General features: G+C 68.1%; 8 protein-coding genes and 1 tRNA gene. 7 read left to right on the forward strand and 2 right to left on the reverse strand.

The window, feature by feature from the left end; genetic code table 11:
* The first annotated feature begins 485 nt into the window (after nt 1-485).
* The 3 genes from DPR14_RS25490 to DPR14_RS25500 all read left to right on the forward strand — a co-directional run bounded on the left by DPR14_RS25490 (nt 486) and on the right by DPR14_RS25500 (nt 8,410).
* Entirely contained in the window at nt 486-2,018 is a 1,533-nt protein-coding gene (locus DPR14_RS25490) for a toll/interleukin-1 receptor domain-containing protein (RefSeq protein WP_158047649.1), read from the forward strand.
* The gene (locus DPR14_RS25495; protein WP_158047650.1) at nt 2,015-6,874 is read left to right on the forward strand and encodes an nSTAND1 domain-containing NTPase; all 4,860 of its coding nucleotides are present in this window, start codon (nt 2,015-2,017) and stop codon (nt 6,872-6,874) included. The genes DPR14_RS25490 and DPR14_RS25495 overlap by 4 nt, the downstream gene beginning before the upstream one ends.
* A gap of 438 nt (nt 6,875-7,312) precedes the next feature.
* Nucleotides 7,313-8,410 carry a right-handed parallel beta-helix repeat-containing protein gene (locus DPR14_RS25500; protein WP_158047651.1) on the forward strand — a complete coding sequence of 366 codons (1,098 nt, stop codon included), beginning with the start codon at nt 7,313-7,315 and terminating at the stop codon, nt 8,408-8,410.
* Nucleotides 8,411-8,561: 151 nt separating this feature from the next.
* On the opposite strand, the gene DPR14_RS25505 is transcribed toward DPR14_RS25500, so the two are convergent.
* Nucleotides 8,562-9,482, reverse strand: a complete 921-nt coding sequence (locus tag DPR14_RS25505; RefSeq protein ID WP_158047652.1) for a GIY-YIG nuclease family protein — start codon at nt 9,480-9,482, stop codon at nt 8,562-8,564.
* Nucleotides 9,483-9,854: 372 nt separating this feature from the next.
* Between DPR14_RS25505 and DPR14_RS25510 the strand changes: the two genes are divergently transcribed.
* A complete protein-coding gene (locus DPR14_RS25510) occupies nt 9,855-11,090 on the forward strand; it encodes an ATP-binding protein (protein ID WP_158047653.1) in 1,236 nt (411 codons plus the stop codon).
* 39 nt (nt 11,091-11,129) lie between these two features.
* Here DPR14_RS25510 and DPR14_RS25515 read toward each other — a convergent pair.
* Nucleotides 11,130-11,204, reverse strand: a tRNA-Thr gene (locus DPR14_RS25515).
* Nucleotides 11,205-11,498: 294 nt separating this feature from the next.
* On the opposite strand from DPR14_RS25515, the gene kdpF reads away from it, so the two are divergent.
* From kdpF to kdpB, 3 genes are read left to right on the forward strand one after another with little or no spacing between them, the layout of a single operon-like run.
* Nucleotides 11,499-11,588, forward strand: a complete 90-nt coding sequence (gene kdpF, locus DPR14_RS25520; RefSeq protein WP_158048343.1) for a K(+)-transporting ATPase subunit F — start codon at nt 11,499-11,501, stop codon at nt 11,586-11,588.
* A gap of 15 nt (nt 11,589-11,603) precedes the next feature.
* Entirely contained in the window at nt 11,604-13,283 is a 1,680-nt protein-coding gene (kdpA, locus tag DPR14_RS25525; protein WP_158047654.1) for a potassium-transporting ATPase subunit KdpA, read from the forward strand.
* Entirely contained in the window at nt 13,280-15,367 is a 2,088-nt protein-coding gene (gene kdpB / locus DPR14_RS25530; RefSeq protein WP_158047655.1) for a potassium-transporting ATPase subunit KdpB, read from the forward strand. The genes kdpA and kdpB overlap by 4 nt, the downstream gene beginning before the upstream one ends.
* The last annotated feature ends 5 nt before the right edge of the window (nt 15,368-15,372 follow it).

Raw genomic sequence — 15,372 nt, forward strand, 5'->3', positions numbered from 1 at the left:
CGGCGTCGCAGGTGACTCCGCTCCGCTTCCTCGCCGGGAACGCGGCCGGCGCCGCCTTCGAGCCCCATGTCGTTCACGGCCCTGCTCATTTCGCGGGCCATGATGCTCCTGGTCCAGCCCATGCCGACCAGGACGGCATGTACTTCCTCTTATTATTTGAAATAACCCAAGCAGTCATTCCAATGAAAAAGTTTCCTCGAATGTTTGTTTATCGCCTGTACAGGCGTACAAATCTGCGGGGAATGCACGAGAATCATGCTCAAGCCGCTTGCCTTCATGGATGCCGGGCAGGACTGTTCTCATCTAAAAGCCAAAGACTTAGTCAAATGAATATCATGGTAGGAGAACGATACGAATTTATTTCCTGTTTACCTTAATACGGGAAATGAGTCTCAAGTTCAGTATTGACACGTCCACCGCACGCCTTTAATCCCTTTGAATTAGTTTCAGGAAAAATATTCATCAAAAGGGTTTCTTCGTTGGCCATGCCAACCGTCTTCATCAGCTACGCGCGGGTCGACGACACCCTGCCTCCGAAAGGGACGGACGACGATGGATGGATATCCTATTTCCACGAGGCGCTGAGCTACGGCCTCAAGACCTGGGGCCGCAACGACCTGAGGATCTGGCGCGACGCGTACGAGATCGACGGTTCCCAGGATTTCAGGAGGCGCATCGAGGAAGGGGTGGACGGCTGCGATGTCTTCCTGGCGGTCCATTCCACGGAATATTACGAACGCAAGTGGTGCCGGATGGAGCTGAAGCGCTTCCATGCCCGGACCGACAACCCGCCGCCCGGCCGGGAGTGCCTGATCAGGATCGGAATTCACGACGTTCCCCGGGACCGGTGGCCCGCCGAGTTCGACGGGCGGACCGGCTTCGATTTCTTCAGCGGGAACCTGCAATCCGGTGACTACCAGCCGTTCTACTGGTTCGGTACCATAGCCAAGAGCCTGTATCTGGAGCGTCTCAGGGAGTTGGTCACCGCGATCAACCGGCTGGTACCCCGAGCGCCGGCCGCCGCCGAAACGGCCGGCCGGGCACCGGCGAAAGCCGCCGCCAAGCCCGGCGGTCCCCTCGTCTTCGTCGCCTGGGCCGCCGCCGACATGGCGGACGCCCGGGCGCGGGTCGTCGCCGAGCTGACGGCCCGGGGTTTCACGGTCCTGCCGCTGGAACCGCAACTCCTGCCCGGCCCCGCGGCGGCGAAGCTGTTGGCCCAACAGACCATCGACCGCGCGGAAGCGCTGGTCCACCTGATCGGCGAGCAGGAGCACATCACCGGGGCTGACGGCACGGTCCACAGGCACCTGGTCCGCCGCCAGCTGGAATGGTCGGGCTCCAGGGTCGACGAGGCGGCCCCGCCGGGAACGCCCTGCCGCATCCTCTGGCTGCCGTCCTTCGCGGGGCTGCGCGACGGCGACGGGCGGACGGTCCACCGACCGGACGCCATGGCGCTGCTGAACCGGTTCTGCGCGCCGCGGGACAACGACGTACCGGAGAACGGCGACCTGCTGACCTTCATCCAGGTCCTGGCGGCACGGCTGCGCCCTGGCTACGCCATGCCCGACGACACCTGGGAAGAGGACGAGGAGCCCGGGCTCCTGGCCGTATGGGCCGATCCGGTGGACGCGGAGGAGGCGGTCGCGGTCGCCCGCAGCCTGAAGGCGCAGGGCCTGAAGGCCAGGATACCCGATTTCGACGCCGCGGATCCGATGGACGTCCAGCTGAACGGCATCCTGCGGCGGACCTCATCGGTCGTCATCTGCTGGCGCGACGGTCCCGCCGAGACTGTCCGCGCGCTGCTCAAGACCCTGCGCCGCCCGCGCCCGCCGGGAGCGCGTAAGCGCCCCGCGCCCGCGCTGTGGCTGGTGAAGATCCCCGGGAGCCCCGATGCCGAGGCGGCCAAGGCCCGGTTCTTCGACGGCGACCTGGAGGAGGTCGAGGCCGACGACCCGCACCGGGCGGCCGAAGCCCTGGGTTCCCTGGTGCGGCGGTTCCGGGAAGGGGTGGCGCGATGAGCGGCCCCGGTCCCTGGTGCTCGGCGGAGCGCCCGTTCCCCGGCCTCCGGCCGTTCCAGAAGCAGGATGCCGACTGGTTCTTCGGCCGGGATGCCCAGGGTCTGGCATTGTACCGGCTGGTCCGGGAATCCCGGTTCGTCGCCGTGGTCGGCGCGTCGGGCAGCGGCAAGTCGTCGCTGGTCAAGGCGGGACTGCTGCCGCGCCTGGAACGCGCGTCAGCCTTCTTCGGTTCGCCCTGGCACCTGTTCGAGACCCGTCCCGGCAACGCCCCGATCCGCCGGCTGGCGGAGGTCCTGGCCGGCCTCGACCCGGAGGCCCGCGGCATCCCGCCGGAACCGGCCGATGAGGCGGAAGACCGGCGCATCGCCCGCTTCGCCGACCGGCAGGAGCGGGCGGGACTGGCGCGCTGGGGCATCGAGCCGCTGCTGAACGGCAGGTCGGACGGACTGGCCCGGGCGCTGGACCTCGCCCCGGACGCGGCGGCGGCCGAGCGCGTCCTGCTGGTGGTCGATCAGTTCGAGGAGCTGTTCCGGTTCGGCGAGGAAGCCGGGGGGGAGGAGCGCGCCGCCCGGCGCGAAGAGGCCCGCGCCTTCGTCGAGCTTCTGCTGCGCGGGGCGGGCGATCCCTCCGGCCGGCTGACCGTGCTGGTCACCATGCGGTCCGACTTCTTCGGCGACTGCGGCCGGTTCCACGCGCTGGCCGAGGCGGTCAGCGCGTCCCAGTACCTGGTGCCCCAGCTCGACCGCGAGTCGCTGGTCCCGATCATCCGCCGGCCCGTGGAGGAGGCGGGCGCCGGGATCGACCCGCTGCTGGTCCAGAAGCTGCTGCTCGACCGGGAGGAGAACGACCGCCTGCCGGTCCTCCAGCACGCCCTGATGCGGCTGTGGTCGATCGCCGGGGAACGTCCCGGGGTCCGCCACCTCGCCCTGGAGGACTACCGGCGGATCGGCGGGCTGGAGGAGGCGCTGTCGCGCCATGCCGAGGAGGTCCGCGGGGAGATCGACGGCTGGCCCGCAGACGGACCCCCTGGCGGACCCGCCGGCGGACCCGCCGGAGCGCTGGTCGAGCGCCTGTTCAAGGAACTGACCGACACCGACCGGCAGAACCGGGCGATCCGGCGCCGGCGCACGGTCGCCGAGCTGGAGGCGGTCGCCGCCGCCGGCCCCGACGGCCGGATCGACCCGGCGCGGGCGGCCGCGCTGCGCCGCGTCATCGACCGGTTCCGGGAGCCGGACTGCTCCTTCCTAGTGCCGTCACCCGTCGAGGTCCCGGTGCTGACCGCCGAGCACCAGATCGACATCGGGCACGAGGCGCTGATCCGCCGCTGGCGCGCGATCGCCGGCGAAAAACCGAACGCGAACGACGGCGAGGCGGAGCAGTGGCGCCGGCTGGGCTGGCTGGAGCAGGAGCGGCGCGACGGCGACAGCTGGCGGCTGCTGCTCTCGGCGGCGCAGGAGTGGGACAGGACCCCGGCGGCGGGCAAGCCGGGCAAGCTCCTTCCCGAGACGGCGGAGAGGAAACGCTGGCGCGCCCGAGTCAACGCGACGGCGGCCTGGGCCGACCGCCACGGCGGCGGGCTGGCGCTGGTGGACGGGTTCCTGGCGGCCTGCGAGAAGGCCCGCCTGCGCCGGCGGACCTGGTCCCGGCTCATGGCCGGCGCGGCGGTCGCGGCGGGTCTCGCCACCGTCGTGGCGGGAGTCCTCGCCTTCGAGAGGGTGTCGGAGGAGCGCAATCACGCGATGGAACTGGCGCTCCGCTACTCCGACCGGCTGGCCGACGACGCGCTCCGCGAACTGGGCAACGGGCGGACCCGGGCGGCGGCGAACCTGATCGCCGAAGCCTTTCCCGACTGGGTGGACGATCCGCGCCCCTGGCGGGATACCCTGCCCCACCGGGCGCTGGAGCAGATCCTCGCCAGCCGGCCGGCGGCGAGGGGGGAATGGCTCGTCGAGACGGGCGACAACAACGTGGTCTTCGCGCTGTCGCCCGACGGGCGCCATGTGGCGGCCGGTTCGCTGGACAGCGAAAAGGTCTCGGTGTGGGATACGGCGAGCCGGTCGCTCGTCTGGGAGACCCCCCGGCCTCCCGAAGGACCGTTCCAGTTGCACACGTTTCCCTCCCTCGCGTTCAGCCCGGACGGCAGTCGGCTCGCCACGCACTGGAGCGGAGGAAAGGTCAAGGTCTTCGAAACCGCGACGGGCGACCCGATCGCGGAATTCGAAGGGCATGGCGAGGACGTGAACGCGGTCGCGATGAACCCGGCAGGAGACCGCGTCGCCAGCGCGGGGGACGACCGCACCCTCCGCCTCCGGCGGATCGGGGCCGCGGACGCCGAGGCGGTGCTCCGGCACAATGCGCGGGTTACGGCCGTGGCGTGGTCGCCCGATGGAAGCCGGCTCGCGACCGGGACGGCATACGGCCTCGTCACGCTCTTCGACGTGGCGGGGCCGGAGCCGCGGATGCTGGAGAAGACGGCGACCGCGGGACACTACGTCACCGCCGTCCGGTTCTCGCCCGACGGCGGAACTCTCGCGATCGGCGATGCCGCCGGCCAGGTTCGCATGGTGACCGTCGGGCCGGCCGGCCCGCTCGCGACGCCCGTCATCATCGAGGCGCACACGCGGGCGATCCGGGACCTTCTGTTCACGAACGACGGCAAGCTGCTGACCGGCGGGTGGGCCGACGGGGTCGCCGCCTGGGACGCCGCCAGCGGGCAAGCGGCCGGCATCCTTGGCGATGTCCAAGGCATCGACGTGATGGCCCAGCCGGCGGGAACCGGCGATCTCGCCTTGGTCATGGACAGCGGCGCCATGGCGGTGAGGAAGCTGGACACCCTGGCTCCCCCGAAGAACCGCTTTTGGATACCGGAACCGAGTGCGGTGGCGATCGCCGCGGGAAAGTCGGGACCCGTTTCGCTCTGGTGGGACGACCACTCCGGCCTGGAGCACCGGGTCGATTCCGCCACCGGAACCACGCTGACGAAATTGCCGACCGGCGGCCGCATGCCGGCCCGCACGGCGCTGAGCGCTTCCGGCGGCGTGACGGCGCTCCAGTTCGCGGAAACGGTCGAGGTCGGCACTCCCGGGGCGGAGCCCTGGGTCATCGACGTGGCCGATTGGGCACCCGACGGGATCCTCGTCAGCGACGACGGCCGGCGGGTCGTCGGCTGGGACCCGGAGCGGATCCGCGTGTGGGAGGCCGGATCGGGAGAAGCATCCGACGTCGCCCTTTCCGTGACCGGAATTGCGGCAGTCGCCATGGACGCGCCGGGGAGCAATCTGGCTTTCGGCACGGAGGAAGGACGGGCCGGTCTCGTCGATCTCGACGCAAGGCGGGAGCTCTGGTCTTTCGGTTTGTTCGAGGCAGAAGTCTCCGCCATCGCGCTCTCCCCCGCGGACGGCCTGATCGCGGCCAGCGCATACGGAGATGCGCCGGATCGGAACGCGACGGCGATCCTCGACCCGCGTCCCGGCCGCCCGCCGGTCACGATGGTCGGCGGCTTCGGCGGCATGAACACGCTGGCTTTCGTGAACGGTGGCGAAACCCTGGTCGGGTCCGATGGAGACAACGTCCTGGCTGCGCGGACATATGACGGCGTCATGGTCGCCAGGGGCGGCGGCTATGACATCCCGGATATCGCGAAGCTCGTCAATGGCGTCGGGGAAGGTCCGGTCCCGGCGCTCGGGCATGACGGCGAGATCCTGGCACTGGACAGGAAGACGCTCGAGGTCTCGGTATCGGTTCCAGGGGAGGGTTCGGACTTGCGGGACGCGTGGGCATCCGGCGACCTGTCCACGGTCAGCGCGATCACGGCCGCAGGGCACGCGCATCACTGGAGAAGCGGCTCTCCCTGGCCGGCGGTATCCCGGAATTTCGCGCCGGGATCCACGCTGATCCCGCTGCCGTCCGGATCGCTCCTGGTCATCCTTCCGCAGGGTGTCGGGATCTGGGACCCCGGCAGGGATTCCGTGGAGCCGGTGCCGCAGACCGGGCCGGGGATGCCGCGGGCCGTGGCCGTGGCCCCGGACGCCAGGAGCATCGTCTTGGTCCGGAGCGACGGGGCGGTGGACCATCTCTCGTTTCCCGACGGCCATCTGTTGAGAACCTTGGGGTATGTCAACGAGGGTGCGGCGACGGTCCTTACCGACGGCACGACTGCGATCCTCCACGAGGCCGATGAAATCCGCAGCTGGCGTCTCGCGGACGGCGGCGAAATCGCCTTCGTCAGGCCGGAGCAGGGTCTTTCACTGAAAGGTGTTCGGATAGCATTTTGGGGGCCGCGCCCCGCCATGCTGGGCTCCGGAGGTGGCCGGGTGGTCCTCGCGGACCGGACGATTGGTGCCGTCGAGGTGTGGGTGCCCGCTTCGGAAACGACGTGGCGGCCGGAGTGGTGGCGCGCCGGCAGGGCGGACGACTTGATCCCGCTGCAATCCAACACCGGGCACGAGCTCTTCGTCACCACCAGCGCCACCCGCAACAGAAGCCGTTTCGGCGGAAGCACGCGCGACAACTCCGTCAACCTGCTCCGCCTCTGGTCGCCGGGCTTGGACCGGGTACTGGCCCATGCCGCGGTGGACGGCCAGCCGATCTCCCTGCGGATCGACGACGGCCGGTGGGATATCCTGGTCCAGCGCGCCGGCGCCCTCCACGTCGAGACGGTGACGCCCCGCGGGTCCGACCTCGCCACCCTGCTTGGCGAGCTGCGCGCCCTGCGGGCCGGGGGATTGGCGGAGTTCACGCCGGAGGAGCGGGCGCTGTACCGGGTCGATCCGCTGACTCCGCAGGCCCAGCCGGACCGGCAGGAACAAGCGGCCCCGCCCCGGCCCGCGAACAGGGGCGGTCCCGCGGCACAGTGACGCCGCCTCCTTCCCTCGGTTCCGGCCCGCGAGGTTGGGCGGCACCTTCATAGATCGGCGAAGCGGCCCCGGCCTGTTCTCCGAAAGCGCCGTCAAGGGCTACCCGATTATGGAAACCAGCCCAAAACTAGTTAGCCTGCTATCGAATTGATGATCCGGTTTCACAAACCCACAAGTTCGATCTCATCCATTTTTGCGGAATTTGCTTATACAGTTGAGTATATTGACCATAAAATTTTATTTTATACCTTGACACCCGTTGTAGATGTCTATGAATTCTGCAAATGAAATGAACAACAACGCAAGTAGCCACTCAGTAATCTGTCATCTATTCATCCACTTTTTGGTCACAACTTGATCACAACTATCCCCGGAGCGAAGTATTTCTTCGCACCGGCCATCATGCCCGGATCGTGATCCGCGGCAAAGGAGACTTTCATGGCTTACTCTCCCCTGACGTTCAGCTCCCTGGCCAGATCGGCCGTTCCCGACGTCGCGAAGGCCAAGCCGACCAACCTGCTGTGGGTCGACGACAGCGCCTCCGGCGGCGGCAACGGCTCCTCCTCGTCGCCGTTCAAGACCATCCAGGCGGCGGTCGACAAGGCGGCTCCCGGTACCGCGATCATGGTCAAGTCCGGCACTTACCGGGAAAGCGTCTCGCTGGACGATGCGAGCGGTACCGCGGGCAAGCCGGTCTGGCTGGTCTCGGCCGACGGCGAGGGAGCGGCGAAGATCATCGCCTCCTCCGGCAAGCCGGGCATCTCCGCCTACGGCGAGGACTACATCGCGATCAAGGGCTTCACGATCCAGGGCGGGACCGAGGGCATCAAGCTGACCCAGAGCGGCAGCAACCTGAAGAACCTGACGACCAACATCGTGATCGAGGACAACCACATCAGCGGTTCCAGCATCGACGGCATCAAGCTGGCCCAGGCCAGGTACGTCGCGGTGACCGGCAACACCATCGAGGATTTCGGCCGGGAGGAGGGCATCGACAATGTCTATGTCCGGGACGCCGTGATCGCCTACAACGACATCAGCGACGGCAGCAAGAGCGGCAACCGCTCGGGCATCACCGTCAAGGCCGGCTCGGAAGACATCGAGATCCTCTACAACGACATCGGCGACGTGCTCGACGGCATTCTCGTCGGCGGCTGGAGCTCCAAGCCCGGCGCGCTCTATCCCGGCGACATCGACTATCAGGCCAAGGACATCACGGTCCTGGGCAACCACATCCACGACGTCGCGAAGCGCGCGGTCAACGTCCTGGGCGGCAGCGACAGCGTCATTTCCGACAACAAGTTCGACCCGAACAACAGCTACTTCACGGTGGTGAACGTCGCCTCCGACAACCAGGGCAACCGGTCGGAGGACATCCGCATCCTCGACAACATCGTGGAAAAGTCGAAGTGGCTGACGGTCCAGTCCGGCAGCTCGTCGGGCCTCGTCACCAGCGGGAACACCCTGGACGGCAGCTTCGACGGAGGCGGCGGGCTGACGCTGCTCGGCATCGGAGCGGACGGGCAGGATTATTAGAGAGGATCATCGAAGGGCGGGCCGGGGAGAATCCATCATCCCTGCCCGATTCGCATAAAGAGCGAACTCCAACGGGCAGACCGTTCAGCAAGTCGTGAAGGACAAGGAACTGAGGATGACCCGCTTGGCCGGCCGGGCGGGCGGCGGTGGATCAGAAGAGGTCCGTCACCTTCTTCGCTTCGAGCAGCTTGGCGAGCGTCGTGTAGCGCGGGCCTTGCATGAATCCCTGGGGAGCATCCGCGAAGGGAATGGGCGTGATCGTCTGGGCCGGTCCGGCGAAGATCAACTGGTACTTGCCCTCCTCGCCATAGGGCTCGATGCTCTCGATCGGCGCGTAATGGGTCACGGCGGACACCGGCCTCGTCTGGTACGCCGCGATATACTTGATCCGTTGCAGCTTGCCGCCCGCGATGCGGATGGCGCGCCAGCGGTGCTCCCCCAGGAATACCTGCTTGAAGCCTTCCTCCTGGGCGGGAACCACCACCACGACCTCCGGCTCCGACTTGGCCGCGCCTTCCGGTTTGGGCGCGCTCGAAACCTGCGGAGTGGCGACCGGTTTCGGCTCCTCGAAGGCGCGCAATCCCATGATGGGAAGGGCCTGGAGGATTTCGCGCAGGAAAGCGCGGCTGTCGGCGCGCTCGGCTTCGCTCAAGGGGGGTTCCGACGGCATGGTCGCGTTGTCGAGATGGCTGCGGCCGGCCTTGGCGGCCTGCTGGATCAGCGCCTGCTCAAGCCAGCGGACATGGGCCTTGTTGAGCCCGCTGTTCGACGTGACGAAGGCGTAGCCCTGCGTCCAGAAGTCCTTCTTCTGGAAGTGGCTTTCGATGCGGTCCCGGACGACGTCGCCCTCGCCCACATAGAGGGTGGGCAGGTCCTCGTCACCTTCCTGGTAGCCGACCAGCACATAGACGCCGGTGCGCGCGAGTTCGATCCGCTGTCGCGCGGCGGGCCAGCGCTCCCTCGGGAACACGACGCCGACGCCTGTCCAGTTCATCCGGTCCACCAGACGTATCCCCTCGGGATCGCCGTCCGCGACAAAGATGCGGATGGTGAAAGGTTCTGCGGCGGTCATCACTGTTCCGGGCTCCGGGAAAGCGCTCTTCGGGAATGGACCGCGATGGCGAGCGGACGCGGTCCCACGGTGTCGTCAATCGGTCGAGGCGCCCGCTGCACGGAAAAGAACGTCGGGATCAACGGCTTCGGCGTAAACGCGGCTTTTGATGCCCGTCCTGCGCGTGGCGGGCGAGGCGCTGGATACATGCTTCATTCAGGACCGTTTATCAAGGAGATCAGGGCGCCGAAGGCCGGTTCGCGACACGGTGGCGGGCAGCACTTTGAATCGGCCGCCTCCTGACTTTCAATCGGTCGGTCGTTGACTTTCAATTGGTCGGGGCCGTACTTTCAATCGGTCGGAATTTTCCCTCGGCTCGGACGGTCATCAGGCATGTACCCGCGCTTCGTTCAGAACCGTGTCGAGGAAGCGTTGTCCGATACCCGCGTCGTGCTGCTGGCCGGTCCCCGGCAGTCCGGCAAGACCACCCTGGCCCGGAAGCTGGCGCGTGACGACAGGGCTTTCCTGACACTGGACAACGTTACGACGCTCGACGCGGCGCGGCAGGATCCAGCCGGGTTCGTACGAGGGCTCGACAGGGCCGTCATCGATGAGATCCAGCGCGCGCCGGAACTGCTGCTGGCAATCAAGGAGAGTGTGGACGCCGATCGAAGGCCCGGCCGGTTCCTCCTCACGGGGTCGGCGAACCTGATGACCCTGCCGCGCGTCGCGGATTCGCTTGCCGGGCGCATGCAGGTCGTTCGCCTGCTTCCCCTGGCGCGGAGCGAGATCCGGGGTGCGGCACCCGGCTTCCTCGATCAGGTCTTCAAGGGAGAGGTCCCGGCGGTCGGCGATCCGATCATGGGAGACGAATTGGTCCAGACCGTGCTTGGGGGCGGCTATCCCGAGGCGTTGGGGCGGCGGTCATGGGCGCGCCGACAGGACTGGTATCTTGATTACGTCGAAGCCATCGTTCAACGCGACGTGCGAGATATCGCCCAGATCGAGCAGATCCGCCAGATGCCGCGCCTGCTGCGGGTCCTGGCGCAGTATTCGGGACAGCTTGTCAATTATTCCGGCATCGGTGGGCCGCTTGGCATGAACCATGTGACCACGCAGAAGTATGCGGGCATCTTCGAAAGCCTGTTCCTGATCCGGACGCTGTCTCCGTGGTATACCAATGATTTGAAGCGGCTTACCAAGACTCCGAAGCTTCACTTCCTCGACTCGGGCCTGCTCGCCGCCCTTCGCGATATCTCGCCCGACCGCCTGGTTTCCGATCGCCTGACCTCTGACCGACAACCGTTCGGGGCGCTGCTGGAGACATTCGTCCTTGCCGAACTCCTCAAGCTTGCGAGCTGGGCGGATGACCGCCTGGAGTTCTCGCATTTCCGCGACAAGGACCGGAACGAAGTGGACATCGTCATCGAAAACCGGCGCGGCCATGTCGTCGGGGTGGAGGTGAAGGCTTCGGCGACGGTCACCGGCGCTGACTTCGGCGGGTTGCGGCGGCTGTCCGGGGCGTGCGGCGATCGCTTCGCCCTCGGTCTCGTCCTGTATGACCACGACAAGGTCGTGCCTTTCGGAGAGCACCTGTTCGCCGTGCCGATCTCAACGCTTTGGCGGTGAGTTGCCGGGTGCCCGTTTCGGTCGCTTTGGGGGGAAGGATGGTGCCGGTTGTCAGATTTGAACTGACGACCTACCGCTTACGAAGCGGGTGCTCTACCACTGAGCTAAACCGGCGTCCGTGCCTTGAGCCCCGGTTCCTACCCGGTTCCGCCGCGGGGATCAAGCGTTTTTCGGCAAGAAGCGCATTCCGGGCGGCCTTAACATCTTCCTTACATCCCTTGATCTTGCGCTTACCATCGGCCCGGAAAACCGCATGGAGAATTAACGCGGGTCCCCGCTAGCCTGGTCTCCTGTTTATTCAGGGAGACTTGCAGACATGCTCGACCTCGTGTTCCTGGTCCTGGCGCTGGCGTTCTTCGCGGCGTCGGACCGGCTGGCCGGCGCGCTGGAACGGTTGTGAGCGCCGCCGTGTCGATCGACCTCATCCTCGGCGGCATCGTCGCGGCCGGGCTGCTGGCGTATCTGGGCTATGCCCTGCTGCGCCCGGAACGGTTCTGAGCGGAGGAACCGGACATGGACTCCGCCGGACTTCTCCAGATCGCCCTTTATCTCGTCATCCTCACCGCCGCGGCGCCGGTCCTGGGCGGCTACATGGCCCGCGTGTTCGGCGACGGCCCCGCCCCCTTCGACCGGGCACTGGGTCCCGTCGAGCGCGGCCTGTACCGCCTGTGCGGCGTCGATCCCCGGGCGGAGCAGCACTGGACCGGCTATGCCGCCTCGCTGCTGGCGTTCAACCTGCTGGGCCTGCTGCTGCTCTATGCGCTGCTGCGCCTCCAGGACTGGCTGCCGCTGAACCCGCAGGGCATGGCCGGCATGGACGCCGACCTCGCCTTCAACACGGCGGTCAGCTTCACCACCAACACCAACTGGCAGGCCTATGGCGGCGAGGCGGCGCTCGGCTATCTCGCCCAGATGGCGGGCCTGACCGTGCAGAACTTCGTCTCCGCCGCGACCGGCATCGCCGTGCTGATGGCGCTGATCCGGGGCTTCGCCCGGCGCGGCAGCCGGACGGTCGGCAATTTCTGGGCGGACCTGGTGCGCGGCACGCTTTACCTGCTGCTGCCCCTCGCCTTCGCCATGGCGCTGTTCCTGGTCTGGCAGGGCGTGCCGCAGAACCTGGACGCCTATGTCACCGCCGAAACCCTGGAAGGCGGGCGCCAGCTGATCGCCCAGGGGCCGGCGGCGTCGCAGGTCGCGATCAAGCAGATCGGCTCCAACGGCGGCGGCTTCTTCGGCGTCAACTCGGCGCACCCTTACGAGAACCCGACGCCCGGCTCCAACCTGGTGCAGATGCTGTTCCTGCTGCTGGTCGCGGCCGGGCTGACCGACACCTTCGGCCGGATGGTCGGCGACCGCCGCCAGGGCCGGGCGATCTTCGCCGCCATGGCGATCATGCTGGTGGCCGGCATCGCCGTCGCGGCATGGTCCGAAGCGGGCAACATGGAAGGCAAGGAGGTCCGCTTCGGCATCGCCAACTCCGCCCTGTGGGCGGTCGCCACCACCGCCGCGTCCAACGGCTCGGTCAACGCCATGCATGACAGCTTCATGCCGCTGGGCGGCATGGTGCCGATGGTCAACATGATGCTGGGCGAGGTGGTGTTCGGCGGCGTCGGCGCCGGCCTCTACGGCATGATGATCTTCGTGCTGCTGGCGGTCTTCATCGCCGGGCTGATGGTCGGCCGCACGCCGGAATATCTCGGCAAGAAGATCGAGGCGCGGGAGATCAAGCTGGCCATGATCGCGGCGCTGACCGTGCCGTTCGGGGTGCTGGGGCTCTCATCCCTGTCGCTGGTCGTGCCCGACGCCGCCGCCTCGATCCAGGAGCCGGGGCCGCACGGCCTGTCGGAACTGCTCTACGCCTATGCGTCGGGCACCGGCAACAACGGCTCCGCCTTCGGCGGCTTCGGCGCCGACACCCCGTTCCACAACACGGCGATCGGGTTCGCCATGCTGTTCGGCCGCTTCCTGGTGATCCTGCCGGTGCTGGCGATCGCCGGGGGCCTCGCCGCCAAGAAGACGCTGCCGGCATCGGCCGGCACCTTCCCGACCCACGGGCCGCTGTTCGTCGGTCTGCTGGTCGGCACCGTCCTGATCGTCGGCGGCCTGACCTTCTTCCCGGCGCTGTCGCTGGGGCCGGTCGCCGAACATCTGGCGCTCCCACCGGGCGCCCCCTTCGCGGACATGAACCGATGAGCCACCGCACTTCCGAGATTTCCCTGTTCGACGCCGGCATCGCGGCGCAGGCGGCAGGCGCCGCCGTGCGCAAGCTCGACCCGCGCGAGCTGGCCCGCAACCCCGTCCTGTTCGTGACCGCCGTGGTGGCGGCGCTGACCACCGTCCTGTTCGTCCGCGACCTCGTCATCGGCGGCGGGGGCGGCGGCGAGGGCGGCGGCGAGGGCGCCGCCGGCCTCGCCGTGGCCGGCCAGATCACGGCCTGGCTGTGGGTCACCGTGCTGTTCGCCAACTTCGCCGAGGCGGTCGCCGAGGGCCGGGGCAAGGCCCAGGCCGCCAGCCTGCGCCGCACCAAGACGGAGACCGCCGCCCGCAGGCTGGCCGACCCGGCCGCGGCGGAGTGGCAGTCGGTCCCCGCCGCAAGCCTGCAGGCCGGCGACTTCGTGGTGGTGGAGGCGGGCGAGGTGATCCCCGGCGACGGCGACGTGGTCGCCGGCATCGCCACGGTGGACGAATCAGCCATCACCGGCGAATCCGCCGCCGTCATCCGCGAGAGCGGCGGCGACCGCTCGGCGGTGACCGGCGGCACCCGCGTCGTGTCCGACCGGATCGTGGTCCGGATCACCGTCAATCCGGGCGAGAGCTTCCTGGACCGCATGATCACGCTGGTCGAGGGCGCCAAGCGCCAGAAGACCCCCAACGAGATCGCGCTGAACATCCTGCTGGCCGGCATGACCATCATCTTCCTGGTGGTCGTGGTGACGCTGGAAGCCTTCGCCCGCTATTCCGGAATCACCCTGCCCGTGGTGTTCCTGGTGGCCCTGCTGGTCACGCTGATCCCGACCACCATCGGCGGGCTGCTGTCGGCGATCGGCATCGCCGGCATGGACCGGCTGGTGCGCTTCAACGTCATCGCCAAGTCCGGCCGCGCGGTCGAGGCGGCGGGCGACATCGACACCCTGCTGCTGGACAAGACCGGGACCATCACCTTGGGCGCCCGGCAGGCGGCGGAGTTCGCCCCCGTCCCTGGCGTGGACGAGCGCGACCTGGCGGAAGCCGCCTTCCTCGCCTCGCTGGCCGACGACACGCCGGAGGGCAAGTCGATCGTGGCGCTGGCCGGGCGCAGGTTCGGCTTCCAGCGGGTGGAGACGGCGGGCTTCGCCTTCGTCCCCTTCACCGCGCAGACCCGGATGAGCGGCGTGGACATGCCGTCCGGGTTCGGCGCGGAACCGGTCAGCATCCGCAAGGGCGCCGCCGACGCGATCGCCCGCCATGTCGGGGAAGGCGCGGTGCCGCGCGACCTGCGCCAGGCGGTCGAGCGGATCGCCAAGGCCGGCGGGACGCCGCTGGTGGTGGCGAAGGGCGGCCGGGTGCTGGGCGCCATCCACCTGAAGGACATCGTCAAGCCGGCGATCCGGGAGCGTTTCGCGACGCTGCGCCGGATGGGCATCCGGACCGTCATGATCACCGGCGACAACCCGCTGACCGCCGCCGCGATCGCCGCCGAGGCCGGGGTGGACGATTTCCTGGCGGAGGCCACGCCCGAGCGCAAGCTGGAGCTGATCCGCCAGGAACAGGCCGAGGGCAAGCTGGTCGCCATGTGCGGCGACGGTTCCAACGACGCGCCGGCCTTGGCCCAGGCCGACGTGGGCGTCGCCATGAACACAGGCACCCAGGCGGCCCGCGAGGCCGGCAACATGGTGGACCTGGAGAGCGACCCGACCAAGCTGATCGAGATCGTGATGATCGGCAAGCAGCTGCTGATGAGCCGCGGTGCGCTGACCACCTTCTCCATCGCCAACGACGTGGCGAAATACTTCGCCATCGTCCCGGCGCTGTTCGTGGCGGCCTATCCCCAGCTGGAGGCGCTGAACGTGATGGGCCTGGGCAGCGCCTCCAGCGCGATCCTGTCGGCGATCATCTTCAACGCCCTGGTCATCGTGGCGCTGATCCCGCTGGCCCTGAAGGGCGTCCGCTACCAGCCGGCGGGAGCCGCCAGCCTGCTGCGGCGGAACCTGCTGGTCTATGGCCTGGGCGGGCTCGTCGTGCCGTTCATCGGCATCAAGCTGATCGACCTGGGCGTCAACGCCCTGGGCCTGGTCTGAGGAAA

The sequence above is a fragment of the Skermanella pratensis genome, assembly GCF_008843145.1.
GTDB lineage: Bacteria > Pseudomonadota > Alphaproteobacteria > Azospirillales > Azospirillaceae > Skermanella > Skermanella pratensis.

What these genes read in the sequence shown, in the direction of transcription:
- DPR14_RS25490 (WP_158047649.1), top strand. Translation starts at nt 486, where the DNA reads ATGCCAACCGTCTTCATCAGCTACGCGCGGGTCGACGACACCCTGCCT.
- DPR14_RS25495 (WP_158047650.1), top strand. Translation starts at nt 2,015, where the DNA reads ATGAGCGGCCCCGGTCCCTGGTGCTCGGCGGAGCGCCCGTTCCCCGGC.
- DPR14_RS25500 (WP_158047651.1), top strand. Translation starts at nt 7,313, where the DNA reads ATGGCTTACTCTCCCCTGACGTTCAGCTCCCTGGCCAGATCGGCCGTT.
- DPR14_RS25505 (WP_158047652.1), bottom strand. Translation starts at nt 9,482, where the DNA reads ATGACCGCCGCAGAACCTTTCACCATCCGCATCTTTGTCGCGGACGGC.
- DPR14_RS25510 (WP_158047653.1), top strand. Translation starts at nt 9,855, where the DNA reads ATGTACCCGCGCTTCGTTCAGAACCGTGTCGAGGAAGCGTTGTCCGAT.
- kdpA (WP_158047654.1), top strand. Translation starts at nt 11,604, where the DNA reads ATGGACTCCGCCGGACTTCTCCAGATCGCCCTTTATCTCGTCATCCTC.
- kdpB (WP_158047655.1), top strand. Translation starts at nt 13,280, where the DNA reads ATGAGCCACCGCACTTCCGAGATTTCCCTGTTCGACGCCGGCATCGCG.